The sequence below is a fragment of the Actinoplanes sp. NPDC051537 genome (assembly GCF_055586105.1).
Map to the genome: position 1 here is coordinate 58,711 of NZ_JBVJIU010000007.1, position 24,254 is coordinate 82,964.

At 73.9% G+C, this 24,254-nt stretch carries 32 protein-coding genes; 17 read left to right on the top strand and 15 right to left on the bottom strand.

Translation table 11 applies throughout. The annotated features are described in order from the left end of the window. The first annotated feature begins 25 nt into the window (after positions 1-25). On the top strand, positions 26-550 hold the full coding sequence (locus tag ACZ6TB_RS17965) for a pyridoxamine 5'-phosphate oxidase family protein (protein WP_465555624.1): 525 nt from the start codon (positions 26-28) through the stop codon (positions 548-550). A gap of 31 nt (positions 551-581) precedes the next feature. Next, a complete protein-coding gene (locus ACZ6TB_RS17970) occupies positions 582-833 on the top strand; it encodes a hypothetical protein (RefSeq protein ID WP_465555625.1) in 252 nt (83 codons plus the stop codon). On the opposite strand, the gene ACZ6TB_RS17975 is transcribed toward ACZ6TB_RS17970, so the two are convergent. Then, complete coding sequence (locus ACZ6TB_RS17975; protein ID WP_465555626.1) at positions 823-1,440, bottom strand: TetR family transcriptional regulator; 618 nt, start codon at positions 1,438-1,440, stop codon at positions 823-825. The genes ACZ6TB_RS17970 and ACZ6TB_RS17975 overlap by 11 nt on opposite strands. 61 nt (positions 1,441-1,501) lie before the next feature. Here ACZ6TB_RS17975 and ACZ6TB_RS17980 point away from each other — a divergent pair, with 61 nt between their 5' ends. Then, positions 1,502-2,395 (top strand): oxidoreductase, encoded by an 894-nt coding sequence (locus ACZ6TB_RS17980; protein WP_465555627.1) that lies wholly within the window; start codon positions 1,502-1,504, stop codon positions 2,393-2,395. Here ACZ6TB_RS17980 and ACZ6TB_RS17985 read toward each other — a convergent pair. Beyond that, on the bottom strand, positions 2,382-3,353 hold the full coding sequence (locus ACZ6TB_RS17985) for an aldo/keto reductase (RefSeq protein ID WP_465555628.1): 972 nt from the start codon (positions 3,351-3,353) through the stop codon (positions 2,382-2,384). The two genes, ACZ6TB_RS17980 and ACZ6TB_RS17985, sit on opposite strands and share 14 nt — an antisense overlap. A gap of 79 nt (positions 3,354-3,432) precedes the next feature. Here ACZ6TB_RS17985 and ACZ6TB_RS17990 point away from each other — a divergent pair, with 79 nt between their 5' ends. Continuing rightward, positions 3,433-4,314, top strand: a complete 882-nt coding sequence (locus tag ACZ6TB_RS17990; protein WP_465555629.1) for a LysR family transcriptional regulator — start codon at positions 3,433-3,435, stop codon at positions 4,312-4,314. Here ACZ6TB_RS17990 and ACZ6TB_RS17995 read toward each other — a convergent pair. Continuing rightward, positions 4,280-4,948, bottom strand: a complete 669-nt coding sequence (locus ACZ6TB_RS17995) for a Type 1 glutamine amidotransferase-like domain-containing protein (RefSeq protein ID WP_465555630.1) — start codon at positions 4,946-4,948, stop codon at positions 4,280-4,282. The genes ACZ6TB_RS17990 and ACZ6TB_RS17995 overlap by 35 nt on opposite strands. Before the next feature lie 21 nt (positions 4,949-4,969). Beyond that, positions 4,970-5,428, bottom strand: coding sequence for an SRPBCC family protein (locus ACZ6TB_RS18000; protein WP_465555631.1), 459 nt, complete (start codon positions 5,426-5,428; stop codon positions 4,970-4,972). A 103-nt stretch (positions 5,429-5,531) separates the two neighbouring features. Between ACZ6TB_RS18000 and ACZ6TB_RS18005 the strand changes: the two genes are divergently transcribed. The 3 genes from ACZ6TB_RS18005 (at position 5,532) to ACZ6TB_RS18015 (ending at position 6,751) form a co-directional block, all read left to right on the top strand. After that, positions 5,532-5,966: a hypothetical protein gene (locus tag ACZ6TB_RS18005; RefSeq protein ID WP_465555632.1), complete on the top strand. Its 435-nt coding sequence runs from the start codon at positions 5,532-5,534 to the stop codon at positions 5,964-5,966. 81 nt (positions 5,967-6,047) lie between these two features. Beyond that, the gene (locus tag ACZ6TB_RS18010) at positions 6,048-6,533 is read left to right on the top strand and encodes a DUF2975 domain-containing protein (protein WP_465555633.1); all 486 of its coding nucleotides are present in this window, start codon (positions 6,048-6,050) and stop codon (positions 6,531-6,533) included. Further along, entirely contained in the window at positions 6,533-6,751 is a 219-nt protein-coding gene (locus ACZ6TB_RS18015; RefSeq protein ID WP_465555634.1) for a helix-turn-helix domain-containing protein, read from the top strand. The genes ACZ6TB_RS18010 and ACZ6TB_RS18015 overlap by 1 nt, the downstream gene beginning before the upstream one ends. Here the strand turns inward: ACZ6TB_RS18015 and ACZ6TB_RS18020 are convergent. Continuing rightward, entirely contained in the window at positions 6,736-7,638 is a 903-nt protein-coding gene (locus tag ACZ6TB_RS18020; RefSeq protein ID WP_465555635.1) for a phosphotransferase, read from the bottom strand. The genes ACZ6TB_RS18015 and ACZ6TB_RS18020 overlap by 16 nt on opposite strands. A gap of 65 nt (positions 7,639-7,703) precedes the next feature. Here ACZ6TB_RS18020 and ACZ6TB_RS18025 point away from each other — a divergent pair, with 65 nt between their 5' ends. After that, positions 7,704-8,147, top strand: a complete 444-nt coding sequence (locus ACZ6TB_RS18025) for a hypothetical protein (protein ID WP_465555636.1) — start codon at positions 7,704-7,706, stop codon at positions 8,145-8,147. On the opposite strand, the gene ACZ6TB_RS18030 is transcribed toward ACZ6TB_RS18025, so the two are convergent. The 4 genes from ACZ6TB_RS18030 to ACZ6TB_RS18045 all read right to left on the bottom strand — a co-directional run bounded on the left by ACZ6TB_RS18030 (position 8,144) and on the right by ACZ6TB_RS18045 (position 11,381). Beyond that, complete coding sequence (locus ACZ6TB_RS18030) at positions 8,144-8,929, bottom strand: universal stress protein (protein WP_465555637.1); 786 nt, start codon at positions 8,927-8,929, stop codon at positions 8,144-8,146. The genes ACZ6TB_RS18025 and ACZ6TB_RS18030 overlap by 4 nt on opposite strands. A 66-nt stretch (positions 8,930-8,995) precedes the next feature. Then, positions 8,996-9,649, bottom strand: a complete 654-nt coding sequence (locus tag ACZ6TB_RS18035) for an isochorismatase family protein (RefSeq protein WP_465555638.1) — start codon at positions 9,647-9,649, stop codon at positions 8,996-8,998. Positions 9,650-9,654: 5 nt separating this feature from the next. Then, positions 9,655-10,701 (bottom strand): acyl-CoA dehydrogenase family protein, encoded by a 1,047-nt coding sequence (locus tag ACZ6TB_RS18040; RefSeq protein WP_465555639.1) that lies wholly within the window; start codon positions 10,699-10,701, stop codon positions 9,655-9,657. Continuing rightward, positions 10,698-11,381 (bottom strand): alpha/beta hydrolase, encoded by a 684-nt coding sequence (locus ACZ6TB_RS18045; RefSeq protein ID WP_465555640.1) that lies wholly within the window; start codon positions 11,379-11,381, stop codon positions 10,698-10,700. Before ACZ6TB_RS18045 ends, ACZ6TB_RS18040 begins: the two co-directional genes overlap by 4 nt. Positions 11,382-11,502: 121 nt before the next feature. Between ACZ6TB_RS18045 and ACZ6TB_RS18050 the strand changes: the two genes are divergently transcribed. From ACZ6TB_RS18050 to ACZ6TB_RS18075, 6 genes are all read left to right on the top strand, one after another. Beyond that, positions 11,503-12,372: a class I SAM-dependent methyltransferase gene (locus tag ACZ6TB_RS18050; protein ID WP_465555641.1), complete on the top strand. Its 870-nt coding sequence runs from the start codon at positions 11,503-11,505 to the stop codon at positions 12,370-12,372. Next, positions 12,372-12,953 carry a TetR/AcrR family transcriptional regulator gene (locus ACZ6TB_RS18055; protein WP_465555642.1) on the top strand — a complete coding sequence of 194 codons (582 nt, stop codon included), beginning with the start codon at positions 12,372-12,374 and terminating at the stop codon, positions 12,951-12,953. The genes ACZ6TB_RS18050 and ACZ6TB_RS18055 overlap by 1 nt, the downstream gene beginning before the upstream one ends. A 247-nt stretch (positions 12,954-13,200) precedes the next feature. Further along, entirely contained in the window at positions 13,201-13,401 is a 201-nt protein-coding gene (locus tag ACZ6TB_RS18060) for a hypothetical protein (RefSeq protein ID WP_465555643.1), read from the top strand. Positions 13,402-13,717: 316 nt separating this feature from the next. Continuing rightward, a complete protein-coding gene (locus tag ACZ6TB_RS18065) occupies positions 13,718-15,790 on the top strand; it encodes a sensor histidine kinase (RefSeq protein ID WP_465555644.1) in 2,073 nt (690 codons plus the stop codon). Beyond that, positions 15,787-16,443 carry a response regulator gene (locus tag ACZ6TB_RS18070; protein ID WP_465555645.1) on the top strand — a complete coding sequence of 219 codons (657 nt, stop codon included), beginning with the start codon at positions 15,787-15,789 and terminating at the stop codon, positions 16,441-16,443. The genes ACZ6TB_RS18065 and ACZ6TB_RS18070 overlap by 4 nt, the downstream gene beginning before the upstream one ends. After that, a complete protein-coding gene (locus tag ACZ6TB_RS18075) occupies positions 16,440-17,282 on the top strand; it encodes a glutamate ABC transporter substrate-binding protein (protein ID WP_465555646.1) in 843 nt (280 codons plus the stop codon). The genes ACZ6TB_RS18070 and ACZ6TB_RS18075 overlap by 4 nt, the downstream gene beginning before the upstream one ends. 3 nt (positions 17,283-17,285) lie before the next feature. Here ACZ6TB_RS18075 and ACZ6TB_RS18080 read toward each other — a convergent pair whose 3' ends face one another. After that, complete coding sequence (locus ACZ6TB_RS18080) at positions 17,286-17,540, bottom strand: Lrp/AsnC ligand binding domain-containing protein (RefSeq protein ID WP_465555647.1); 255 nt, start codon at positions 17,538-17,540, stop codon at positions 17,286-17,288. Between the two features lie 93 nt (positions 17,541-17,633). On the opposite strand from ACZ6TB_RS18080, the gene ACZ6TB_RS18085 reads away from it, so the two are divergent. Continuing rightward, positions 17,634-18,224 (top strand): LysE family translocator, encoded by a 591-nt coding sequence (locus ACZ6TB_RS18085; protein WP_465555648.1) that lies wholly within the window; start codon positions 17,634-17,636, stop codon positions 18,222-18,224. Between the two features lie 11 nt (positions 18,225-18,235). Here the strand turns inward: ACZ6TB_RS18085 and ACZ6TB_RS18090 are convergent, their stop codons facing one another. The 4 genes from ACZ6TB_RS18090 to ACZ6TB_RS18105 form a co-directional block, all read right to left on the bottom strand. Next, positions 18,236-18,448: a hypothetical protein gene (locus ACZ6TB_RS18090; RefSeq protein ID WP_465555649.1), complete on the bottom strand. Its 213-nt coding sequence runs from the start codon at positions 18,446-18,448 to the stop codon at positions 18,236-18,238. After that, positions 18,420-18,662: a hypothetical protein gene (locus ACZ6TB_RS18095; protein ID WP_465555650.1), complete on the bottom strand. Its 243-nt coding sequence runs from the start codon at positions 18,660-18,662 to the stop codon at positions 18,420-18,422. Before ACZ6TB_RS18095 ends, ACZ6TB_RS18090 begins: the two co-directional genes overlap by 29 nt. Positions 18,663-18,767: 105 nt before the next feature. Continuing rightward, complete coding sequence (locus ACZ6TB_RS18100; RefSeq protein WP_465555651.1) at positions 18,768-19,559, bottom strand: DUF4142 domain-containing protein; 792 nt, start codon at positions 19,557-19,559, stop codon at positions 18,768-18,770. A gap of 13 nt (positions 19,560-19,572) precedes the next feature. Beyond that, a complete protein-coding gene (locus ACZ6TB_RS18105) occupies positions 19,573-20,745 on the bottom strand; it encodes an MFS transporter (RefSeq protein WP_465555652.1) in 1,173 nt (390 codons plus the stop codon). Between the two features lie 75 nt (positions 20,746-20,820). On the opposite strand from ACZ6TB_RS18105, the gene ACZ6TB_RS18110 reads away from it, so the two are divergent. Beyond that, positions 20,821-21,387 carry a CGNR zinc finger domain-containing protein gene (locus tag ACZ6TB_RS18110; RefSeq protein WP_465555653.1) on the top strand — a complete coding sequence of 189 codons (567 nt, stop codon included), beginning with the start codon at positions 20,821-20,823 and terminating at the stop codon, positions 21,385-21,387. Further along, positions 21,387-22,232, top strand: coding sequence for a phosphotransferase (locus tag ACZ6TB_RS18115; RefSeq protein ID WP_465555654.1), 846 nt, complete (start codon positions 21,387-21,389; stop codon positions 22,230-22,232). The genes ACZ6TB_RS18110 and ACZ6TB_RS18115 overlap by 1 nt, the downstream gene beginning before the upstream one ends. On the opposite strand, the gene ACZ6TB_RS18120 is transcribed toward ACZ6TB_RS18115, so the two are convergent. Next, positions 22,210-24,219, bottom strand: a complete 2,010-nt coding sequence (locus ACZ6TB_RS18120; RefSeq protein WP_465555655.1) for a response regulator — start codon at positions 24,217-24,219, stop codon at positions 22,210-22,212. The genes ACZ6TB_RS18115 and ACZ6TB_RS18120 overlap by 23 nt on opposite strands. Positions 24,220-24,254: the final 35 nt, after the last annotated feature.

Consider the following 24,254-nt stretch of genomic DNA (forward strand, 5'->3'; position numbering starts at 1 on the left):
AGCGTGGCGGGACTACGTTGTGTTCATGCTGGAGAACGCCGAAGAGATCGCCGCGTTACAGCGCCTGCTCGAACGGTCGCATGCGGGGGCGACGAACCACCTGCGCAGAATCGTGCACGCCGGACGGACCCTCACCGCCGAGGATCTGGTCGGCCTGCTCACCGGCATGAAGGTGCTCAGCGTCGCCACCGTGACGGCCCGCGGCGAACCGCGGGTCAGCGCGCTGGACGGGCACTTCCTCCACGCCACCTGGACCTTCAGCACCTCGGGCACCGCCGCCAAGGCCCGCCACCTGGAACGCCGCCCGGCGGTGAGCGTCGCCCACATCGACGGCGAGGAGCTGGGGGTGTTCAGCCACGGCCGCGCCGAGCGGATCAACCCCGGCGACGACGACTGGAAGGAAACCCTCGAGCACTGGACGGCCCACTACGACAGCTCGCCGCTGAGCTGGGGTGAGGACGTCCGGCTGTACCGCCTGGATCCACACTGGATGGTCGGTTACGCGTCCGACCGCCTGGAGATCCTTTCGCGCCGGGGTCTGACGCTGTAATCTCCGCTCCCAGTTGATCAGGGGAGCGGCGATGCTCGATGAAAGTCCCGGCGTCCGGGTGGCGGGCCGCCGCCCGGTCGCGCGGCGGTTCCGCCCGCGCGTCTACCAGGTCGCGTCCGTGCTCTTCCTGATCGCCGCCGTCCAGGTCGTCATCGTGCTGGCCGTCGACGGCGCCGAGAACCCGCTCTGGCTCTGGCTGACCGCCCCGCCGGCGCTCGGCGGGACCGGGATCGCCCTGGCCTACAAGGCGATCCCGTGGGAGCACGTCACCTTCAACGCCTGAGCGCCGGGGACAGCTGCCGGAACGCCCGGTCGAGCAGCGCCCCCGCGTCCTCGGCGCCGTCGCTCTCCGCCCAGCGCCGCACGACCACATGCAGCGCGTTCAGCGCCAGCCCCGCGGCCAGCGACGTGAACAGCTCGTCGCCGGGGTAGCGCGCGGCCAGCTGCGCGGCCAGATCGTCCTGCCACTGCTGCTGCCGTTCCAGGAACCGGGCCAGCAGCGGCGGCGTCACCATCACCATCTGCACCACCCGCAGCGCCTTCTCGGCATGGCCGCCGTACCTGCCCTCGGTCTCCGGCGGCCCGGCGCAGTCGGCGATGGCCGCCGCCACCGCGTGCCGCAGCGCCACGGCCGGCGTCTCGCCCGCGGGGCGGGCCGCGAGCTCGGCGCACATCACCTCGCCGATGCTCGCCAGCAGCTGGACGACCACGTCCTCCTTGGACGCGAAGTAGCGGAAGAACGTGCGCCGGGAGACACCGGCGGCGGCCGCGATCTCGTCGACCGTGGTGGCGTCGAAGCCCTTGATGGCGAGGGTCTGCAGCGCGGCCTCGGTCAGCTCGTCGACCACGAGCTGCCGCTTGCGATCCGCGAGCGTGGGAGTGGGCCTCATCTCGCCGATGGTACGGCATGCCGCCGTTGACACTCAGTGCCACGCGCAGCATGATGTGCCTATGACGACGCGCTGGAACACGCCTTCCCTCGCCGGACGCACCGCCGTGGTCACCGGCGCCACCAGCGGGCTGGGTCTCGAGGTGACACGCGCGCTGGCCGCCGCCGGCGCCCGGGTGATCCTGGCCGTCCGCGACCCGGGGCGCGGCGCCGCGGTCCGCGACGCCCTGCCCGGCCTCGATCTCTCCGGCCACGACCACGAGGTACGGCGTCTCGACCTGTCCGACCTCGACTCGGTGCGCGCGTTCGCGGCCGCCGTCGAGGGCCCGGTCGACGTGCTGGTCAACAACGCCGGGGTGATGGCGATCCCGTACGCCCGCAGCGCCCAGGGCTACGAGATGCAGTTCGCGGTCAACCACCTGGCCCACTTCGCCCTGACGCTCCTGCTGCTGCCCCGTCTCGAGGCCGCCCCCGTCGCCCGCGTCGTGACGGTCACGTCGGTGCTGGCCAAGAAGGGCCGCCTCGCGGAGCCGGACCCGTACGACCCGAAGGCCGCCTACAACCGGTCCAAGCTGGCCAACGCCGTCTTCGGCCTCGAGCTGCACCGCCGCCTGACCGCCGCCGGCAGCTCGGTGAGCAGCATCCTGGCCCACCCCGGCTACTCGCGGACGAACCTTCAGTCGAACGGGCCGACCGGCCTGAACCGGTTCTTCCTCACCAAGATCGGCAACCCGCTGATCGCCCAGGACCCCGCGCGGGGCGCGTTGCCGCTGCTCTACGCCGCGACCGACCCGGCCGCCCGGGGCGGTGAGCTGATCGGCCCGGACGGGCCGGGCGAGCTGCGGGGTCAGCCGGCGGTGCTCGAGCCGGCCCCGGCCGCCCTCGATCCGGCGGCCGGGCGGCAGTTGTGGGAGCTCTCCGAGAAGATGACCGGGGTGTCGCTCACGACCGCGTAGTGCCGCGGGCCGCGAACGAGCGCCGGTCGCCCCGCCACGCGTCCCGGGGCGCGGCCGCCTCCAGCGCGGCCAGGTCGGCGGGGGAGAGCTCGACGGCGGCGGCCCCGGCGTTCTCGGCGACCCGGGAACGGTTGCGGGTGCCGGGGATCGGGACGACGTCCGGGCCCTGCGCGAGCAGCCACGCCAAGGCCAGCTGCCCGGGCGTGATGCCGTGCTGCGCGGCCACCTCGCCGACGGCGGTGGCCAGGGCCAGGTTGCCCGCGAGCGCCTCGCCGGCGAACCGCGGGTCCGAGGCGCGGAAGTCGCCGGGCTCGAACGGCCCGGTCGGCAGCTTCCCGGTCAGCAGGCCACGGCCGAGCGGGCTGTACGGGACCACGCCCGCCCCGGCGGCGCGGGCGGCCGGGACCACCTCGTCCTCGGGCTCCCGCCAGGACAGCGACCACTCGAACTCGATCGCCGCGATCGGATGCACCGCCGCGGCGGCCCGGATCTGGGCGGGGCCGACCTCGGACAGACCGAGATGGCGAACCTTTCCGGCCTTCACGAGGTCGGCCATCGCGCCGACCGAGTCCTCGATCGGGACGGCCGGGTCGACCCGATGCAGGTAGTACAGGTCGATCACGTCGACGCCCAGTCTCCGCAGCGACGCCTCGCAGTAGTCCCCGATGCGCGACGGGTGCGCGTCGAGGCGTACGCCCTCGTCGCCCCGGACGATGCCGAACTTCGTCGCGAGGGTGACCTCCGCGCGCCGCCCCTCGATCGCCCGGCCCACCAGCCGTTCGTTGTGCCCCGAGCCGTAGCTCATCGCCGTGTCGAGCAGGGTCACGCCCGCGTCCAGCGCCGCGTGGATCGCCGCCACCGACTCGTCCTCGTCGGCCGGTCCGTAGGCCTGGGACAGCCCCATGCAGCCGAACCCGACCGCCGAGCACGTCAGTCCACCGAGATTCCGTAGCTCCATGCGACCCAGCCTCGCCCGCCGGTACGGCGGAAGCCAACAGCGATTGGCGTACGGATTAATCGCCGTGCACGATGAATGAGTGGAATTACGTCAGCTCACCACGTTCGAGGCCGTCGCCCGCCACGGCGGCTTCACCCGGGCCGCCGAGCATCTGCACCTGGCGCAGTCGGCGGTCTCGGCCCAGATCCGCGCGCTGGAGGCGGAGCTCGGCGTCGCGCTGTTCGCCCGCACCACCCGCCGCGTGACCCTGACCCAGGCCGGCGAGCTGCTGCTGTCGCGCGCCCGCCGCATCGGCGCCGAGCTCGACGGCGCCCGCTCCGACCTGACCGAGCTGACGTCCGTCCTGCGCGGACGCGTCACGCTCGGCGCGACGGCCGTGCTCGGCCCGTTCGACCTGCCCGCGGCCCTGGCGTCGTTCAGCGACAGCTACCCCGGCGTCGAGCTGTCCCTGCGCTCGGACCTGGTCGCGGGCCTGCTGGCGGCCCTCGACGAGGGCGAGACCGACCTGGTCGTCGGCCCGCTGCACGCCGATCTGCCGCCGCGCTTCACCGCGCGCCGCCTGGCCGAGGAGCACCTGGTCCTGGCCCTCCCGCCCGGCCACCGCCCGGTGTCGTCGCTCGCCGACCTGCGCGACGAGCCGTTCGTCTGCCTGCCGGCCGGCAGCGGCCTGCACCGGATCCTGCTCGCCGCCGCGACCGGCTTCACCCCGCGGGTCCCGTTCGAGACCCACAGCGCCGCCAGCATCCGCGACCTCGTCTCGGCCGGCCTCGGCGTCGCCCTGCTGGCCCGCTCGGCCGCCACCCGCCCCGGCCCGCCGATCGAGGTGGTCGCGCCCCGGCCGGCGATCCCGCACCCGCCGATCGCCGTGCTGCACCGCCGCGACCGCCCGCCGACGGCCGCGGCCCGCGCCTGCCGCGCCCACCTGATCAGCGCAGCAGTTTCCAGCCGCCCTCGGAGATGACCTCGATCTCGCCGTCGACGACCTTGATCGCGGTGTCGTCGTCGATCGCGTAGGCCGGCCCGTCGATGCCCGTCGCCCACCGCTCGGCCTCGGCCATGCGGTTGTCCGGCATCTCCGGGTGGTCGACGTGCGGGAAGATCGAGAAGCCGACGAGGCCGAGCGTGCTGTCGCCCCCGGTGGGTGACCGCCAGTGGGTGAAGTCGTCGCCGATGGCCGGGGTCATCACCAAGCTCCCGGCGCTCAGTCCCACCCAGACCTGGTCGCCGAGCGACGGCAGCAGGTCGGCCAGACCGGACTGCCGCATCCAGTAGGCCAGGTAGAGCGTGTCGCCGCCGTTGACCAGCAGCACGTCGGTCTCGCGCACCCAGGGCTCCCATCGCTCCCGGCCGAGGCTGGGCAGCGCGGTCAGCTCCAGCAGACCCATGGACCTCCACCCGAGCTCGATCATCGGGCAGCGGGGCTCGGCGCCGCTGACGAAGCGCCACGCCGTCGTCGGGTCGGTGTGCGGATGCCCGTAGGTGGCGGTGGGGATGCAGAGAGCGTCGCACTGGTCGATCGGCTTGCCGAGCATGCCGACCAGCGCGTCGTGGATGCTCGGGTTCTTGATCCCGGCGGAGGTGAGCAGAAGCTTCATCGTGTCCTTCCCTTTTGCTGATCAGCCGGCCGCCAGCACCTCGGCGAGCCGGTCCAGTTGCGGCTCGATGCCCTTGCGCCGCTGCTCCGGGACGTCGAGCCCGTCCAGGTAGACACCGTGGTCGGTCAGCACGAGCCGGGTGCCGACGCCGTCCGGGAACAGCTCGACGGTCTGCACCGAGACCGAGATCCGCCGCCCCGCCTGGGACATCTCGTAGTCGATGACGATCCGCCGGTCCGGCACGATGTCGTGGTAGCGGGCCGCGTACCGGTAGGGCTCCCCGCCCACCGGCCCGGCGGCGCTGACCTCCAGGCCGCCCTCCCGGAAGTCGAAGGTGCGCTCGCCGTGGGCGACCCAGTGCGCGGGGGCGGCGGGAAACCACTTCGCCTTGGCTGCCGGGTCCGAGAAGGCCCGGAACACCCGCGCCGGCGTAGCGCCGAAGCGCCGCTCGAGAACAAGCGTGTCGTGCACGACGCTCATGGATTCCCCCGTCGGTTAAGCACCTTGTTAAGTATTGCGATGTGCGCCGCCCTGTCAACCGGAACATCGCGGGCTCCGGCCCGGTGACGCCTAGCGTGACGCCATGGGTTTGGCGCGTGTGCGGCTTGGCTCGGGCCGGGAGATCGAGTTGACCGAGCTGCATCTGAGCTCCACCTACCGAGGCCTGATCGAGGGGTATCCGTTCGCGTGGATGAACGAGCGGATCGTGCAGCAGCTGGGCGGAAAGGCGAGCCGGCTCTTTCCGCACTGCCCGGTCCACGTAGTCGAACCGGTCGCGCGCGAGGAACCGGGCGACGCGCCGTTGCCGTTCGGGCCGGCGCAGTGGCTTCCCTCGGTGACTTGTTACGGGTTGTTCGTGTCTGCTCCGGTCGACTCCGCACTTCCGCGGGGCATGTACAACTCCTGGCTCGCGGTGGTGTGGCTCCAGGACGCGACGACGGTGCCCGGCGAGCAGGGGACCCCGGCAGCCCTCTCGGACCTGCGGTGGGTCGAGTTGGCCGAAGACCGCGAGGTATGACATGTCCGGTTGTGTGGCCTCCTTGCGTCGTCTATCGAAACTCGATAGATTCCCATCGCCAATCGATCGAGGGGATGGGTCATGGGGAAGCTGACGGTGCACGCGCTGCGCGCCGTGCTCGCGGTGGTGCTCGCCGGCACCGTGGTGATACAGGCCGGGCTCGTGTGGGCGCTGGCCACCGACCCGGAGGGCGGGTCGCTGCCGCTCACGCCGCTGCGCGTGATCACCATCGTGGGCATGGTGTCGGTCCAGGTCGCCGTGGTCTGTGTCGGGCGGCTGGTGGCGATGGTGCGGCGCGGGACGGTCTTCTCGCACGCCGCCTTCCGGTACGTCGACATCGTGATCGGCTCGATCGTGGCGGCCGCCCTGGTGTGGTTCGCCGTCACCGCGGTCAACGCGCCGGGCCAGCGGGACGATCCGGGCGTCACCGTCATCATGGCCGGCATCGGCCTCGCCATCCTGGGGGTGGCGCTCGTCGTGCTGGTGCTGCGCATGCTGCTCGCCCAGGCCGTCGCGCGCGACGTGGAGGCGACGCACCTGCGGGCCGAGCTGGACGAGGTGATCTGATGCCGATCGCCGTCGACATCGACGTGATGCTCGCCCGGCGGAAGATGTCCGTCGGCGAGCTCGCGGAGCGCGTCGGGATCACGCCCGCCAACCTTGCGGTGCTCAAGAACGGCCGCGCCAAGGCGGTCCGCTTCGCGACCCTCGCCGCCCTCTGCGAGGCGCTCGACTGCCAGCCGGGCGACCTGCTGCGCTGGGAGAAGGATCAGGCGGTCGCCTGAGAATCGGCGAGGCCGGCCCGCAGGTGGCGGAGCGCCGCCTCGGCGTCGCCGCCCGCGGTGTGCGGGCGGCGCAGGTCCCGGGTGTAGGCGGCGATGTCGGCCAGGTTCCACATCAGCCGGTAGAACGCCAGCGCGCCGGGGTCGGGCGGGTGGCCGGTCGCGGCGGCGTACCGGGCCAGCGACCCGGGATCGTCGAGGAACCACAGGTCGCGCTCGGGTGGGGCCTGCCGCACGGTGTCCCAGTCGATCAGGCGCGGGCCGTCCGGCGTACGCAAGATGTTGCCCGGGTGTGGCTCGCCGTGCGTCACGACCGCCGGCGCGTCCGCGATGAGGGCGCCCAGGCGGTCGAGGGTGGCCAGCCTCGCCGCGATCGTCGCGGCGTGCGAGCGCAGCAGCGCGCGGGCCGGCGCGGCGTACGGCCCGCCGGCCCACGGACGATCGGTCTCCAGTTCCGACCGGCCGGCCAGGCGCAGGTCGGGCGGGGGAGCGAGCGCGGCCGGCGCGCGATGCAGCGCGGCGAGCATGTCGATCACGGCGTCCGCGCCGGCGCCGGGCGGATGCCGCCCGAACTCGCCCGCCACCCCGTCCACCAGCGGAAACACGGCCAGGTTCCAGGGTGGTGCGAGCAGCCGCAGGGGCGAGCCGTCGCGATCGGGGAGCGGGGCGACCACGAACGGCAGCCGCAGCGACAGCGCGGTGCGGAGGGCGTGGGCGAGCGGAGCGAACGAAGCGTCGGTCACGGTCAGGAACCACGTGCCGTCCGCGTCCCAGTGGTAGCCGCCCGCGCCGACCGGGAGATAGCGGATCGAGCGCGCCGATATGTCCCAGCCGCCGGCGAGTGCCGCGGCCAGGGAAGCGGTCGTGATCCCGGCCGGTTCGTCCCGCACAGCAAGGCATCTTCTCATCTGCGCCGGGCGAGGACACGCGGCGGCACACCGGGGATGCTGCCCTCATGAGACGTCTGCCGGCCGCGTTGCTGGTCCTCGCGCTCGCCGGGTGCGGCGGGGACGACGACCGCACGGCGATGCCGCAAAAGACGATCAAGGACCAGGTTCAGCTGTACGCCGGGATCACGCTCGCCGCCTCGGGGGTGGCCGCCTTCGCCCGGGCCGCCACCAACGTCACCGGCTGCCCGGAGGACAACGGCCGCCTGTCCGATCCGGACGAGACGTTCTACGTGCAGGGTCTTTACGATCTGCCGGTCCCCGACGGGCAGGGCGAGGCGACGCTCACCAAGGTCCGCGACGAGTGGCGGCGCGACGGCTACACGCTGGGCTCGGCGGCGACGACCGGGGTGCACGCGACCACGCCCGACGGTTACACCCTCGACCTGACCCAGGGTGGGACCCCGGCGCTGCGGCTGGCGATCGCGTCGCAGTGCTTCGCGACGGCCTAGCGGGCGATCAGCACCGGGCAGTCGGCCCGGCGCAGCAGCTTCGAGCCGACCGCGCCGAGCAGCACCCCCTCGTAGCCGTGCCGGCGCGGGCCGACCACCACCAGCTGGGCCTGCTCGCACCGGTCGACCAGCACCTGGTCGGGGCGGCCCGAGACGTACTCGTGCTCGGCGTGCACCCGCGGAAACTTCTGCCGCCAGGGGTCGAGGCGCCCGTCCAGCTCGGTGCCGAGGGCCTCCTTCGCCGCCGCGCGGCGGTCGCGGCCCTCGCTTGCCGCGGTGACGGCGAGGACCGGCGCGCCCCGCATCGCGGCCTCCTCGAACGCCCGCCGGACGATCGCCTCCGCCTCGGCGCCGTCGTCGATGCCGACCACCACCGGGCCGGTGTCGCAGTCGGGGCGGCCGCGGACGACCACCACCGACGTGCGGGCCTGGGTGGCGACCTGGCTGCCGACCGAGCCGGCGGGCTGGCCGGGGACGCTGCCGCGGGCGCGGTCGCCGACCACGAGCAGGGCGGCCTCCTCGGCCGCGTGCAGCAGCATGGGAGCCGCGTACCCGGGGTGGGCGATGCCGCGTACATCGATGCCGGGCGCCACCGACCGTGCCTGCCCCACCGCCTCGTGCACGATGGACGCCGCGCCGGTGTCGCCCTGCTGGCCCGGCGCCCGCCGCTGATAGGCCGTGACGACCCGCAGCTCCGCGTCGCGAAGCTTGGCCTCGGCCGCCGCCCATCGGACCGCCGCGATCGAGCTCGGCGAGCCGTCCGCGCCAACCACTATCCGCATACGAAGCATGTGCCGCCTCCAGGGTTGCGCTTCCAGCGTTACGCGCAATCCGGGGAGTTGGCAACGCTAATCCTGGAGCAGTCCGATCACCTCGTCGGTGGTGCGCACATCGCCGTACGTGCGGTAGATCGTGTAGAGGGTCGCGTTGTGGTCCTCGTCGCGCCGGGCCGCGTTCGCGTCGGCCAGCATGATGACCCGGTAGCCGAGCGTGCCGGCGTCGCGGGCGGACGCCTCGCAGCACACGTTGGTGACCGTCCCGGTGATCAGCACGGTGTCGATGCCGCGCTCGCTCAGCAGGCCGGGCAGGGGTGACCGGCCGGGGAAGAACGCGCTGGTGGCGAACTTCTCGACGAGCAGGTCGGCGTCGTCCACCGCGAACTCGTGCCACAGCCGCTCGCGCAGGTCGCCCTCGCCGCCGCTGAGCCGGAACGCCTCGGCGTGGCCGGGCCCGAAGAACTCCTCGGCCACCGCGGACGGCTCGCCGGCGCCGGGCAGCACCCAGACGACCAGGCCGCCGGCCTCGCGCGTCGCGGTGGCGAGCCGGGCGATGTTGGGGACGATGCCGCGGACGTACGCGTTCTCCTCGGCGAAGAACGGGACCATGTCGACCACGATCAGCGCCGTCCGCCCGGGGCTGATCGTGACGTACGCGTGCCGCCGCCCCCGCCGTTCCTCCTGCCGCCGGTATTCCCTGTCCTCGATCCGCCACGCATGTTTCATGGCGGTCACTCTCGCAGGGCGGCGGTCCCGATCGCCAGCAGCGACACGTCCTCCTGCGGCGCGTGCACGAGCGCGCTCTGCACGTCCCGGAAGTGCCGTTCGAGCGGGTTTCCGCGGCTCAGGCCCGGGTTGCCGAGCAGCCGCACGGCGAGGGTGACGGCCGCGACCGCGTGCCGGTTGACGATCACCCGGGCCGGCAGCGGGTCCTCGGCGGTCAGCAGCAGGTGCTCGGCGGTGCTGAGCAGCGTCTCGATCTCGCCGGCCGCGGCCCGGAAACGGTCGGTGGTGGCGACCGGGCGGCCCAGGTTGGCGGGGACCCGCTCGCGCGCGAAGCGGTGGAAATAGGCCTGGGCGGCGCGGGCCACGCCGAGGTAGATGGCGGCGAGGGGGAGATGCAGCGCGGCGCTGTCGGCCTGACCTTCCCAGAAATGGTCGTACGGGATGAGCACCTCGGAGAACACGACATCATGGCTGCCGCTGGCCCGCAGCCCGAGCGGGTCCCAGGTCCGGACGATCTCGATGCCCGGCGACCCGGCCGGCACCACGAACGTGCCGATCCGCGGCTCGGGCTCGTCGGTGGCCGCCCAGACCAGGAAGTAGGCCAGTCCCTCGGCGCCGGTGACGAACCGCTTGTGCCCGGTCAGCGCCCAGCCGTCGCCGGTGCGGCGGGCGGTGCTGGCCGGGCGGCCGCCCCGGGACGGCGAGCCGAGCTCGGGCTCGACCCGGCAGATGTTGAGCAGGGTCGGCCGCGCCGCCGACTCGTCGAGGATCCGGCGGTAGAGCGGCTCGGGCCAGACCGGCCGGTGGGCCTGGAGCAGGTGCGGCAGCTGCGTCATCGAGGCGATCAGCGCCACCGACGGGTCGCCGCGGCCGAGGTCGCGCAGGATGCCGGCGAGCTCGGCCGGCCGCACCGCCGGGCCGCCGTACCGCTCGGCGACGGTGACGGTGAGCAGGCCGGCCTCGTGCACCAGGCGGATGCCGTCGTGGGGGAACGCCCCGGTCTCGTCGTGGTGCGCGGCGTGTGCCGCCAGGGCCTCGACGAGCTCGATCACCGCGCGACCGTGGCGATCTCGGGGAGGTCCGGGCCGAGTCGCAGGCGCTCCAGGAACAGCACGACGGTGGCGGCGACCGTACGGTGGCTGAGGTCGTTGAGCACGTCGTGCCGGCCGCCGGAGATCGTCACGAGCGGGCCGGGGTAGCGCGACCGGGCCTGGTCGAGCGGGCTGATCGGGTCGGCGTCGCCGTGGATCCCCAGGGTCGGGAGCGCGATGTCGCCGGTCACCTCGATCGGGATCGGGGCGGCGAACAGGGCGCCGGGCGTGGCGGCGCCGGCGCCGAGAACGCGGCGGTGCGCGGGGCAGGCCGTGCGGGCCTCGATCTCCTCGTCCCAGCTTCGGGTCTCGGCGCCGGCGACCGGCAGGCCGGCCAGCACCAGCGCGTCCAGGCCGGGGGCCCGGCGGGCGGCGAGGGCCAGCGCGAACAGGGCGCCGGTGTCCGCGCCCGCCACCACGTGCGGGGCCGGCAGGTCGTCGTCGACCAGCAGCTTCCCGGCCTCGGCCAGGCTGCCGCCGAGATCGGCGGTCACGTCCGGCAGCACCCGCACCCGGTAGCCGTCGGCGGCGATCCGGCGGCCGAACCGGGCGTAGGCGGCGGCGCTCTCGCCGCGCCCGGCCGCGACCAGAACGGTGCCGCGCGGGGCGATGCCGGTCGGTTCGTCGTACGCGTCAATCATGGTCAGCAGCATCGCGCCGGGTCGCGGCCGGTGTCCAACGACGATCCCCGATCGGAACCGATCACACCCGCTGATGGGTCGCCTCTAGAAAAATGGACGCTCATTCATTATTCTCGGCGGCATGCAGAACCGGGCCAGCCGCACCGCCGAGCAGGTCGCGCTCTTCCGGGCGCTCGAGACCGCCCGCGGGCGCGATCGGGTGTTCGACGATCCGCTGGCCGTGCGCTTCCTGCGCGGCGGCTACCGGTTGCTGGCCCGGGCCGCCCGGGTGCGGCCGGTCGGGCTGCGGCTGTCGCGCTACATCGACCACCGCTGGCCCGGGCCGCGGCCCTCGGCGGTGGCCCGCACCCGGCTCATCGACGACCTGGTGGTGGCGGCGCTCGAGCGGGGCGCGCGGCAGGTGCTGCTGCTCGGGGCGGGCTACGACTCGCGGGCCTACCGGCTGCCCGGCATCGCGCGGGTGCCGGTCTTCGAGGCCGACCATCCGGCCACCCAGGCGGTGAAACGGCGGCTGCTGCGCGGCGCCGTGCGCCCGGATCGGCGGGGGCACGTCCACTTCCTACCGGTCGACCTGCTGGTTGAAGATCTTGGTGGGGCGTTGCGGCGGGCCGGATTCGCCGTGCTCGAGCCGACCGTGGTGGTGTGGGAGGGTGTGACGAACTACCTGACCGAGCCGGCCGTCGACGCGACCCTGCGGGAGCTGGCGGCGCTCACGGCCACCGGGAGCACGCTCATCTTCACGTACGTCGACCGCCGCGTCCTGTCCGGAGCCATCGACGCCGGGGCGTGGCCGCACGCCGTGCGCCGGCAGGGCGAGCCGTGGACGTTCGGGTTCCTCCCGGCCGAGCTGCCCGCCTACGCCGCCGCCCGCGGCCTGCGGCTCACGCTCGACATGTCCACCCGGGAGGCGGCCGACCGCTACCTGCACCCCCTCGGCCGGGACGAGGACGCGGCGACGTTCTACCGGGTCGCCACGGCGGAGATCCGGTAGTGCCCAAGGTCAGCGACGCCCACCTCGCCGCCCGCCGCCGGCAGATCCTCGACGCGGCCGCCGCCTGCTTCGCCCGCGACGGCTTCCACCGCACGTCGATGCAGGACATCGTCCGCGAGTCCGGCATCAGCGCGGGCCTGGTCTACCGCTACTTCGCCGGCAAGGACGACGTGATCGCCGCCATCGTCGACGAGTGGCACGACCAGCGCCTGGTCTTCTCCAGCGGCCCGGTGGCCGGCCGCGCCGCGGCCTACCTCGACTACCTGCGGGCGGTCGGCGACCCCGCGTCGGCCGCCCGGTCGCGGCTGGGCGTGCAGATCTGGGCCGAGGCGGTGCGCAACCCGCGCATCCGCGCCCTGTCCCGCCGCAACGTCGACGACCCCCGGGCCGCGGTCGCCGCCGTCCTGGCCGCGGCGCCGCTGCCGCCCGGGGCCGACCCGTCGTCGCTGGCCCGCGTCCTGATCGCCATCTACCAGGGCCTGCTGCTGCAGACCACGTGGGACGAGGAGCTGGACAACGAGGCGTACGTGTCGACGGTCGCCGCCCTGCTCGACGCCATCATCCCGGCCGGCCCGGCGTGACGGGCGCCGTGCCCCGCTCGGCGACCGGTGGACGGACGCCCGCCCGGTGGCCCGTGCCGGCCGCGGCGACGAGGGCCACACGAAGGCCGCGTCCTCGACGCACGTGACGAGCTCGGCGACGGCCTCGACCGGCCCGATCTGATGCAGCCCGGCGCGGATCTCGAGCGCCTCCAGCCGGGCCCGGACGGTCTGCGCGGCCGCCACGTGCTCGTCGAGCCGGTGCGACCTCAGCAACTGGGTGGCGATCGTGGTCGCCAGCGAGCACAGCGCCGCCGCCGCGCACAGCAGCCGCCAGGCCGGCGACGCCAGCCCGAAGACTCCGGTCAGCCACGTCGCGAACGACTGCCCGCCGAACGCCGGCGCCGCCGTCAGGAACGTGGCGGCCGCGGCGGCGACGAGGCTCACGTTGCTCAGCAGCCGCCGCCGCGCGCCGGCCGACCGCAGGTAGGCGTCGGTGCGCTCCCGTCGCTCCCGGATGGTGGCCAGCAGATCGACGGGCCCGGCGGGCGCGCGATTGAGGTTGTCCATCAGATCACCTGCGCTCCTTCGATCGGTCCGGTCGGTTCCGGTTGCCCACGACCGTGCGCCGCTCGGCCGGGTGGGCGCATGAGCCGGGCGTCCCGCGCGGGGCGGGCATCGCGCCCGGGCGGCGGCGGGCGGCGGGCGGCGGGCGGGGTCACCGTCCCGGGTGGACCGGGACGATTGCCCGTCCGGGCGGGACATTCGCACTGGAAGGCGGCCCGGGGCGGGCACAGACTGACGGGGTGAGGTTCGCCCGGTTCGGTGCGGCTGCGGCGGCGACGTCCTCGGTCGTCGTGGTCGCCGTCGCGTGGCGGAAGATCGTCCGGCCGAGCGAGGAGACCTGGTTCTTCGCGCCCGAGCCGTTCACCGGGCCCGCGTTCGTGCTGGCCTGCGGCGTGCTCGCCCTCGTCTGGGCGATCACCGGCGCGGTGCTGGCCTCGGTGCGCCCGCGCAACGCGGTCGGCTGGCTGGTTCTCGGGGTGGGCGTGTCCCAGGCGTGGGCGGTGTGCCTCACCGCCTACAGCGGCTACGGCCTGCTGGGCAGCTCGCCGTCGTGGGGCGCGTACTTCGGGCCCGCGCTCTACCTGCCCGGCTGGCTCGTCCCGCCGACCCTGCTCCTGGCCCTCTACCCGGACGGGCGGCTGCCCGGCGCGTGGTGGCGCTGGCCGGTCGGCGCGGCCACCCTGTCGATCGTCGTCCTGATGCTCTGCATCCCGTTCCCGGTCGTCGACCCGGTCGCGACCTCGGGCTGGGGCATGGTGCCCCGATTCCCGGAGCGGCTGGCCGACGTCCTGGTGCCCGGCCCGCGCGTCTACGACCTCGGCGTCTTCCTGTCGACCGACCTGCAGGCCACGATCCCCGCGCTGCCGGCGGCGTGGGCACAGTGGAGCCGGATCAGCTCCTGGGTGTTCACCCCGCTGCTGGTGGTCTCGATGATCGTGATCTGGGTCGGCACCGTCCTGCGGCTGTTCCGCGCCTCCTTCCCCCGCCGCCAGCAGCTGGCCCTGCTGATCTGCGTGGTGATGCCGTTCCTGGCGGCGTCGTTCTTCGTCACCGCCGGTTTCGCCAACGTCCTGATGCTGCTGCCGCTGCTGCTGGTGCCGATCGCGGTGGCGGTCGGCGTCCTGCGCTACCGGCTGTTCGGCATCGAGACCGTGCTGCGGCGCGGCCTCGTCTACGGCATGTACACCGCGGTCGTCGTCGCCGCGTACCTGGGCGTCACCTTCGCCGCCGGGGCCGTCGTCAACACCGCGCTGGACAGCCGGCCGCTCCCCGGCGTGATCGCCGCCGCGGCGGTGGCGGTCGCGCTCGCGCCGGCCCGCGACCGGTTGCAGGGCGCCGCCGACCGCCTGCTGTACGGTCAGCGCCGCGACCCGATCCAGGCGCTGACCTCGCTGGGCGAGCGGGTCGCGGGGACCGGCCAGGGCGACCCGCTGGACGCGGCGCTGGCCGGCGTCATGGCCGCCGTGCGCGCGCCGGGCGCCTGCCTGATCGGGGTCGACGGCCGGCGGCTGGCCGGGGTCGGCGCCGAGGACGACGCGGCCACCACCACCGACCTGCCGCTGCGGTTCGGCGGGGCGGCGCTCGGCGAGGTGCGGGTGCTGCCACGCCGGCCCGGCGAGATCTACACCGCGGCCGACGTACGCCTGCTGGGTGTGCTCGCCCTGCAGGTGGCGCTCGTGGTCCGCGCCTATCAGCTCACCGAGCAGCTGGAGGCCGAACGGGACCGGGTCGTCACCGCCGCCGAGGCCGAGCGCGACCGGCTCCGCGCCGACATGCACGACGGTCTCGGGCCGTCCCTGTCCGGCATCGGTCTCGGGCTGGAGGCGCTGGCCGACACCGACCGCAGCCCGCTGCTGCGCCGCATCCAGGACGAGGTGGCGGTCGCGCTGGCCGAGGTCCGCCGCATCCTCGACGACCTGCGCCCGGCCGCGCTCGACACCATGACGCTGTCCGAGGCGATCCGCCGGCACGCCGCGACGATGTCGTCCAAGGTGCCGGTGTCGCTGAACGCGTCCGTCCTGCCCGTCCTGCCGGCCGACGTGGAGAACGCCGCCTACCGGATCACCACCGAGGCGCTCACCAACGTCGCCCGGCACGCCGGCGCCCGGCACGTGCGGGTGAGCGTCGGCGTGCCGCACGGCGCGCTGCGCATCGTCGTCGCCGACGACGGGCACGGCACCCGGTCGGCGGTCGCCGGCATCGGGCTGACCTCCATGCGCCGGCGGGCCGAGAGCCTGGGCGGACGGCTGGAGATCAGCTCGGGAAGCACCGGCACCACCATCGTCGCCACCCTGCCGCTGGAGCCGTCATGACCCATCCCGTCCGGGTCGTCCTCGCCGACGACCATCCGATGTTCCGTTACGGGCTCATCTCCGCCATCGCCGGCAACGCGGAGATCGAGATCGTCGGCGAGGCGGCCGGCGGCCGGGAGCTGCTGGCCCTGGTCGACGACGCCGCGCCGGACGTCGTGATCACCGACCTCACCATGCCCGGCCTGGACGGCGCCGAGGCCACCCGCGCGATCCTCGCCCGCCACCCGGACGTCAAGGTGCTCGTGCTGACCATGCACGACGAGAACCAGGCGCTGATCGGCGCGCTGCGGGCCGGGGCCCGCGGCTACCTGCTGAAGGGCGCGGACCGGACGGAGATCACCCGGGCGATCCTCGCGGTGGCGGCGGGCGAGTCGGTGTACGGCACCGGCGTCGCCCACCGGATCAGCGACTTCTTCATCGGCGCCGACCAGGACCGGGCCGCGACCGTGTTCCCGGAGCTGACCGACCGGGAACGGCAGGTGCTCAAGCTGGTCGCCGGGGGAAGCGGCAACCACGAGATCGCCCGCCGGCTCGCGCTCTCCGAGAAGACGGTGCGCAACCACGTCTCGGCGATCCTGTTCAAGCTGCACGTGAGCGACCGGGCCGCCGCCGTGGCCAAGGCCCGCGACGCCGGCCTCGGTGACCCGCGATGAGACCGCTCGTGGCCGTCGTCCTGGCCGGCGCCCTGCTGGCCGGCGCCGCCTGCCGCCACCCGGAGCCGGTCGCGTTCGCCGCCGGCACCACCATGCACCGGCTCCAGCAGAGCGGGCGGATCCGGATCGGGGTGAAGGCCGACCAGCCCAGCCTCGGGTTCCTCAACCCGGCGACCAACCACTACGAGGGGTTCGACGTCGAGATCGCCACCGTCGTCGCCGCCGAGCTCGGCCTGAGCCGCCGGCAGATCACGTTCGTCACCACGACCTCCGGGGTCCGCGAGGACTACCTGGTCCAGGGCCGCGTCGACATCGTCGTGGCGTCGTACTCGATGAACGACAGCCGCCGGGAGGTGATCGGGCAGGCCGGCCCGTACTTCCGGACCGGGCAGCAGCTGCTGGTCCGGCGGGCCGACCGCGACGTCATCACCGGGCCGGAGCGGATCGGCGAGGGCCGGGTGTGCTCGGCCGCCGGCTCGACCTCGATCGTGAAGTGGCGGCAGCTGTACGGGACGGCCCCGGTCGCCGAGCCGAACTACACCCGGTGCGTGCAGCGCCTGCTGACCCGATCGGTCGACGGCGTCACCACCGACGGCGTGGTCCTGCTCGGGTACGTCGCGCAGCTGCCGACGAAGCTGGCCGTGGTCGGGCCCGAGTTCTCCGACGACGCGTACGGGATCGGCTATCCCCGGGGTGACCGGGCGTTCTGCGAGTTCCTCACCGGCGTGATCAAGCAGGCCGAGGAGGACGGGCGCTGGAACAAGGCCTTCCAGGAGACGCTCGGTCAGGCCGGGGCGCACGCCCCCGCCAAGCCGCCGATCGAGCCCTGCCGCGATTAGCGCTCATCCCGGCAGCGGGCGGTCGCGCACCACCTGCTTCATCACCAGGGTGGACGTCAGCCGGCGCACGCCCGGGAGGGTGGCCAGCCGCTCGTCGTAAAGGCGCTGGAACGCCGGCAGGTCGGCGCTGACCACACGCAGAAGGTAGTCGGGGTCGCCGAACAGGCGCTGGGCCTGCACCACGTGCGGGATCTGTTCGAGGGCCCGCTCGAAGGCCGCCACCGTCTCGCGGTCGCCGCGTTCCATCGTGGCGAACACCAGCGCCTCGAAGCCGAGGCCGAGCGCCTCCGGGTCGACGACGGCGCGGTAGCCGCGGATGGCCCCCGAGCGTTCGAGGTCGCGCAGCCGGCGGTGGCGTTCGCGTTCTGGGCCATGTCGGCGTTGCTGGTCCTGGTGCCCGGGGCGGATTGGGCGTACGTGATCGGCGTCGGTCTCCGCGGCCGGGCGGTGTGGCCCGCCGTCTCCGGGATCCTGCTGGGTTACCTGGCCCTGACCGTCGTCGTGGCCGCCGGGGTCGCGGCCGTGGTCTCCCGCAGTCCCGTGGTCCTGACCGCCCTGACCGTCCTCGGCGCCGCCTACCTGATCGGGCTGGGCGCCGGCGTCCTGGCCCACCCGCCGGCGGTGACGACCGCGCCCGTCCCCGCCGGCCACGTCCTGCTCAAGGGCCTGGGCGTGAGCGGCCTGAACCCCAAGGGCCTGCTGCTGTTCCTGGCCCTGCTCCCGCAGTTCACCGACCCGTCCGGCGCCTGGCCCGAGGCCGCCCAGATCGGCCTGCTGGGCACGCTGCACACGGCGAACTGCGGGCTGGGCTACCTCGCGGTGGGCGCGCTGTCCCGTTCCCTGCTACGCAGACACCCGGCCGCGACCCGCGTGACGAGCCGGGTCTCCGGCATCGCGATGATCGTCCTCGGCGTGGCCCTGCTGGCCGAGCACCGGCTCTGACGCCGAGCGATCTATCCGAGCTCAGGTCGGGCGGAGAACTGCCTGAGCGCGGCGATCTGCGATTCGGAGGGAATCAGGCCCGGATTGGTGGCTTTCGGGTAGATCTCGGCCGTCCGCCATTGCTCGCCTGCGGCCGGTCCGGTGAAGACAAGGTAGTAGTCCAGCTCGTCGGAGACCGCGACGTCCAGCAGGCCCTCACGCTTGAGATACCACTTGACGTTCACCGGCCCTGCCCGCGAGCTCGCCGGCCGTGAAGCGCCCATCAAGTGCCTTGGCCGTCGCCGCCTGTTCCGGCTCGATGTCGAAGACCTGAGCAGCGATCCACTCGCCGAGATGACCCGAGGCCATTGGTCGACGGATGGTCGCGGCGATGTCGCGATCGATGTCGTTGCGCCGTCGCAGAAGAGCTGCGATCTCGGCGATTTCGTTGTCGCGCATGGTGCGAGCTTTCGCCGTGGGGAGCGCGGCAGGCTCAGCTTTTCGGACGAGCGGCAGAGTCCTCCTGTCCGATCCCGCTCAAGCACACCTTCCCGGCCAGGCCCCTCACCGGCGGCGAGAGCGCCCTCGCCCCCGGCCGCCGCCGGCGAAGCGCATCGTCGCCAGGACGCCGACGATCAGGCCGCCGATCAAGGCCAGCGCCACCAGTGGCGTGGAGACGCCGGACGTCTGGCGCGACGTCTGGGCGGCCGCCACCGTGGCCGGCTTGCTGCCCGAGGCGTCGGGGGCCGGGGCCGTCGGCAGGCCCTGGAAGTCGACGATGCCGCTCGACTCGAGCAACGTCAGGTGGGTCATCACGAACTGGTTCGCCTGCTGGGCCAGCTTGCGCACGGTGTCGTTGCGGGTGCTGGTCCGGATCGTCGCGATCGCGGGGAAGATCTTGCCGTGGGCGGCGCGCAGGCGGTCGATGTAGATCTGGTCGAAGTCGGCGCCGGTGGCGTCGCGCATCTCGCCCAGCCACTTCTGCTGGTCGCTGTTCGGCTTGCCGGGCAGCTCGATCTTCAGTTTCTTGGCCGCCGTGCGGGTCAGCGCGTCCAGCACCACGTGCTGCCCGGAGATCGCCTTGCCGATCTCGCGGATGCGCGGGTCCTCCGAGCGCTCCTGGGCCATCTGGCCGGCCGGGATCTCCCACAGCCCGGCGAGCCGCACCTTCACCACGAAGTCGCGGTCGGCGGCCGACAGCGTGCCCTTGCCGGTGTCGCTGAGCAGGCCGTTCGGCGGGGACGGCACGCCCGGCTCGGCCCGCGCCGCCTGCGGATCGAGCAGGAGCAGCGCCAGCGAGGCGAGCACCGGGCCCCAGAGTCGGCGCCACAGTCGGCTCGGAACGTCGGCATGCATGCGAACCCCTCCCTCACGGTGTCGGCATGGAGTACGCAGCATCGACGCGATCGGATGAACGTTTTCGTTCCGAAACAACGCTGACCAGCGCCAGCCCCGAGATCAACCCGGCCACCAGCGCCGACGCCCGGAGATCGCCGCCGTGCAGCAGGCCGCTGCCGATCAGCGCGCCGGTGGTGATGCCGACGTTGAACGCCGTCGAGGTGCCCGCCGACGCCATGTCGGTGTCGCCCGGCGCGACCTCGAGGACCCGCCGGGCCAGCACGGCGGTCATCCCGGAGAGCGCGAAGCCGGCGACCGCGAACGCCGCCACCGCGACCGGCGGCGATCCGCCGAACACGAACAGCACGGTCAGGGCCAGCGCCTGGCCCGCGACCAGCACGGCCATGGCGTGCCACAGCCGCGCGGCGGGGACGAACCCGACCGCGAAGACGCCGGCCAGCCCGGCGATGCCGCGCAGCAGCAGGATCGGGCCGATCGCGCCCTCGCCGACCCCGGTGACGTCGGTCAGGAACGGGTTGACGCAGGTGAACGCCGTGAACGCGCCGGTGACCAGGACGGCCACGGTGACGACCAGCAGCCGGTAGCGGCGGGGATCGGGGTCGGTGCCCCGGTCGGTGTCGCTCGCGCCGGGCGGCGCGTCCGGCATCAGCGTCAGGATCACCAGCGAGACGACGAGACTCAGGCCGGCCAGCACCAGGAACGGGATCCGCCAGTTCGCCTGCTGCCCGAGCCAGGTGCCGCCCGGGACGCCGAGCAGCGGGCCGGTGGAGCTTCCGGCGTACAGGATGGAGATCGCCTTTCCGCGTTGCCGCGGCGCGAAGAGAGCGGCGGCGGCCGGCGTGACGACGGCCCAGAACAGCGCCTGGCTGAGCGCGATGGCCACCCGGCCGGCGAGCAGGGTGCCGTAGTTCGGGGCGAGGGCCGACATCGCGGTGGCGACGGTCGAGATCATCAGCAGCGCGCCGAGCAACCGCCGGCGCGAGAACCGGTGGGTGGCCCGGGTGAGCGGGACGGTCGCGATCACCACCATCAGCCCGTACGCGGTGACCAGTAGCCCGATCGCGCCGGTGCTCGTGTGCAGGGCCGCCGCGATCTGGGGCAGCAGCCCGATCGGCAGGGTCTCGGTGGTGACGTAGAGAAACGTCGAGACGGCCAGTGCCGCCAGGATGGTCCAGGCTCGCATCGTGCTTCCCCCTTGACGGTGTCTTGGTGGTAGCTAGTGGCCACGCTACCACCTTCACCGCGCTATGGTGGAAGCATGGCGCTGCCCGAGTTCCACATCGTCGGCGGCCACCCGGCGCTCGACCTGGTCAACACGGTGGCCCCGCGCGTCCCGTCGGGTCCGCACGAGGACTACCTGGAGTCGCCCGAGGCGGTCGTCGAGTGGGCCCGCCGAGCCGGCGTGACCTCCCCGTCCGAGACCCCCGTCGCGTCGCAGGAGTCGTTGGCCGACGTCCGTTCCCTGCGCGCGCTCACCGAGGACGCCCTGGCCGGCCGCCGCCTCGACGCCGTGATCGCCCGCTGGTCGGCCGCGATCGCCCGCTCGTCCCTGACCCGGGCCCCCGACGGCACCGTCACCCTGCTCGTCGGCGCCGACCCCGGCACGATGATCGCCGACCGCCTGGCCGACGCCCTGGTCGGCCTGCTCCGCCACGCCGACCTCTCCCGCCTGCACGCGTGCCCGCTCGACGAGGGCGGCTGCGGCTGGCTCTTCCTCGACCGCAGCCGCAACCAGTCCCGCAAGTGGTGCACGATGGACGACTGCGGCACCCACGCCAAGTCCCGCCGCCTGACCGAGCGCCGCCGCGCCCGCAAGGGCGCCTGATGGCCCGGCGGGAGCGGTATTGGCAGCGGTTCGGGCTGGGCGAGCCGGCCGGGCCGCCGGTGGCCGTGGACGGCGGCCTGTCCAACGAGCTGTGGCGGGTCGGGACCGCGACCGGCGTCTTCGCGGTCAAGCGCATGGTGGTCAACGCCGACCGGCCGGACTTCCGGGACAACGTCGAGGCGGCGTACGCGATCGAGCGGCGCGCGTGGGCGGCGGGCGTGCCGATGCCGGAGCCGGTGCCGGACCCGGCGACCGGCCGCGCGCTGGCCATGGTGGACGGCTCGTTCTACCGGGTGCACCGGTGGGTCGAGGGCACCCCGGCGGCCGGGACCGCGGGCGAGGCGGCGGCTCTGCTGAAGGCCATCCACGCGGCGGGCCGCCCGCGTACCGGAAAGGCGCCGGAAAGAGCCTGGGCCGGTGAGCGGTGGGGTCTCGCCGCGCTCCGCGAGATCACCGCGGGCGGGCCCGCCGAGATGACGATCGTGGACAGTCACCACGACCTCGACCGCAAGAACGTGCTGCGGACCGGCGACGGGGTGCTGATGGCGCTCGACTGGGACGCGGCCGGGCCCCTCGCGGCCGTGCACGAGGCCGTGGCCCTGGCCTTCGAGTGGTCGGACGGGGATCCGGCGGTCTTCGCGGCGACGGCGCGGGCGTGCGGCGGCGACATTCCGGCCGAGCCGTGGATCTTCGCCGGTCTGGTCGCGGGGGAGGGCGGCTGGCTCGACCACAACGCCGCGCACGGGCGGGACGACGAGGTCGAGCGGTCGGTGGCGACCTTGCGCAGGCTGGACGCGATGAGGGACGACCTGCTCGACGCCCTCAGCCGGTCAGGGCGGCCTTGAGGGCGCCGGTCAGCTCGGCGCTGCTGAACGGCTTGGCCAGGATCGTGCGGCCCGGCTCCAGGGACCGGCCGTCGTCGTCGATCAGCGCCTCGGCGTACCCGGAGATGAAGATGACCTTGGTGTCGGGCCGCGCGGTCAGGAACCGGTGGGCCAGCTGGCGGCCGTCCATGCCGGGCATCACCACGTCGGTGACCAGGCAGTGGATCGGGTCGCCGTGCTGCTCGGCCACCTTCAGCGCCTCGGCGCCGCCGGCCGCGGTCAGCACCCGGTAACCGGCCTTGGCGATGAACCGGGCGGTCACCTCGCGCAGGTCCTGCTCGTCGTCGACCAGCAGCACGGTGAGGTCGCCGCTGGGCTGGAGCGCCGGGCGCGGCGGCGCCTGCTGCGGCGCGACCGGCGTCGAGGCCGCGGGCAGGCAGATCAGCGCGGTCGTGCCGGCGCCCGGCGACGAGGTCAGGGTGAGGTCGCCGCCGGCCTGGGTCACCACGCCGTGGGCGGTCGCCAGGCCGAGGCCGGCCGTGCGGCTGCCGGCCTTGGTCGAGAAGAACGGCTCGAACGCCCGCGCCAGCACCTCGGGCGGCATGCCGCGGCCGTCGTCGGTCACGCTGATCGTGGCGCGGCCGTCGGCGGACCGGCCGGTGGTCACCGCGATCGTTCCGCCGTCCGGCATGGCGTCGCGCGCATTGTGGACGAGCAGGAGCAGCAACCGCTCGAGCAGGCGCGGGTCGATCGTGACCGCCGGCGCCGCGCCCGGCCGCAGGTCGAGCTTGATCCCGGGCCCGGCCGCCGCGGCCAGGGCGGTCGCCGCCTCGGTCAGGAAGGCGTCGACGTCGACGGTCGTGGGCTGGCTGATCTCGCGCCGGCCGAAGGCGAGCAGCTGCTCGGTCAGCTTGGTCGCCCGTTCCCCGCCCTTGGTCACCTGGCCCAGGTCGTCCAGCAGCGCCGCGCCGACCGCGGGCGCCAGCCGTCCCTCGTCCATCTCCTCGGTGATCTGCTCGATCGCCAGGTGCAGGAAGCCGAGCATCGCGCCGAGCAGGTTGTTGAAGTCGTGCGCCATCCCGCCCGCCATCCGGCGCAGGCTGTCCAGCCGCTCGGCGTCGCGCCGCCGGGCCTCGGCCTGCCGCTGGCGCACCTCGCGCCCGGCCCGCTCCTCGGCCGCCACCACGTCGGTCACGTCGTCGACCATCACCACCGCGCCGGCCAGCTCGGCCTCGGCGTCGCTGATCGGCCGCAGGTGCACGCGCAGCCAGCGCTCGTCGCCGCCGGCGCGCACCAGGCAGTGCCGGTACCGGTGCTCGACCGCCTCGTCGGGACGGGCCCGGACGGCCTCCAGGGCCTCGGCGTGGGTGCCCGGCTCGAGGCAGGTCAGCCAGCCGCGCTCGAGCAGCCGGTCGGCGGCGAGCCCGGTGATCTCGGAAAGGCGGGGATTGGCGTACGTCGCATAGCCGTCGGCGTCGACCAGAACGATCCCGACCGGGGAGGACGCCGCCATCGCCTCGAACCGCCGCTCGGTGTGCCGCAGCGCCCGCACCTTCTCGACGAGCTTGGCGTTGATGGCGCGCGCGTGCACGGCGGCGAACTCGTCGGCCGGCCGCGGGGCGATCTCGACCGGCCCGTTGCGCAGCGCCACGTCCACGGCGTCGAGCAGCTCGCGCGGGTCGGCGCTGCGCAGCACCACCTGGGAGACGCCGCACGCCTCGGCGATCGGCCGTGTCTCGGGCTCGAGGTAGTTCGCGGTGTAGAAGATGAACGGGGCGTGCGCGGCCCGCTCGTCGGGCGCCGAGCGCAGCCGGTGGACGAGCTCGAGGCCGTCGATGCCGGGCATCAGCACGTCGGAGACGACCACGTCGGGGTGGCGGCTCTGGGCCAGCGCGAGCGCGTCGGCACCGTCGCAGGCCTCGATCACCTCGTGCCCGCGATAGCCGAGCAGCATGGCCATGAGCTCCCGGTTGGCCGCCACGTCGTCCACGACGAGCACCGTCGCCACCGCATCCCTCCTCAGGTAGTTGTCGTCAGTACAAA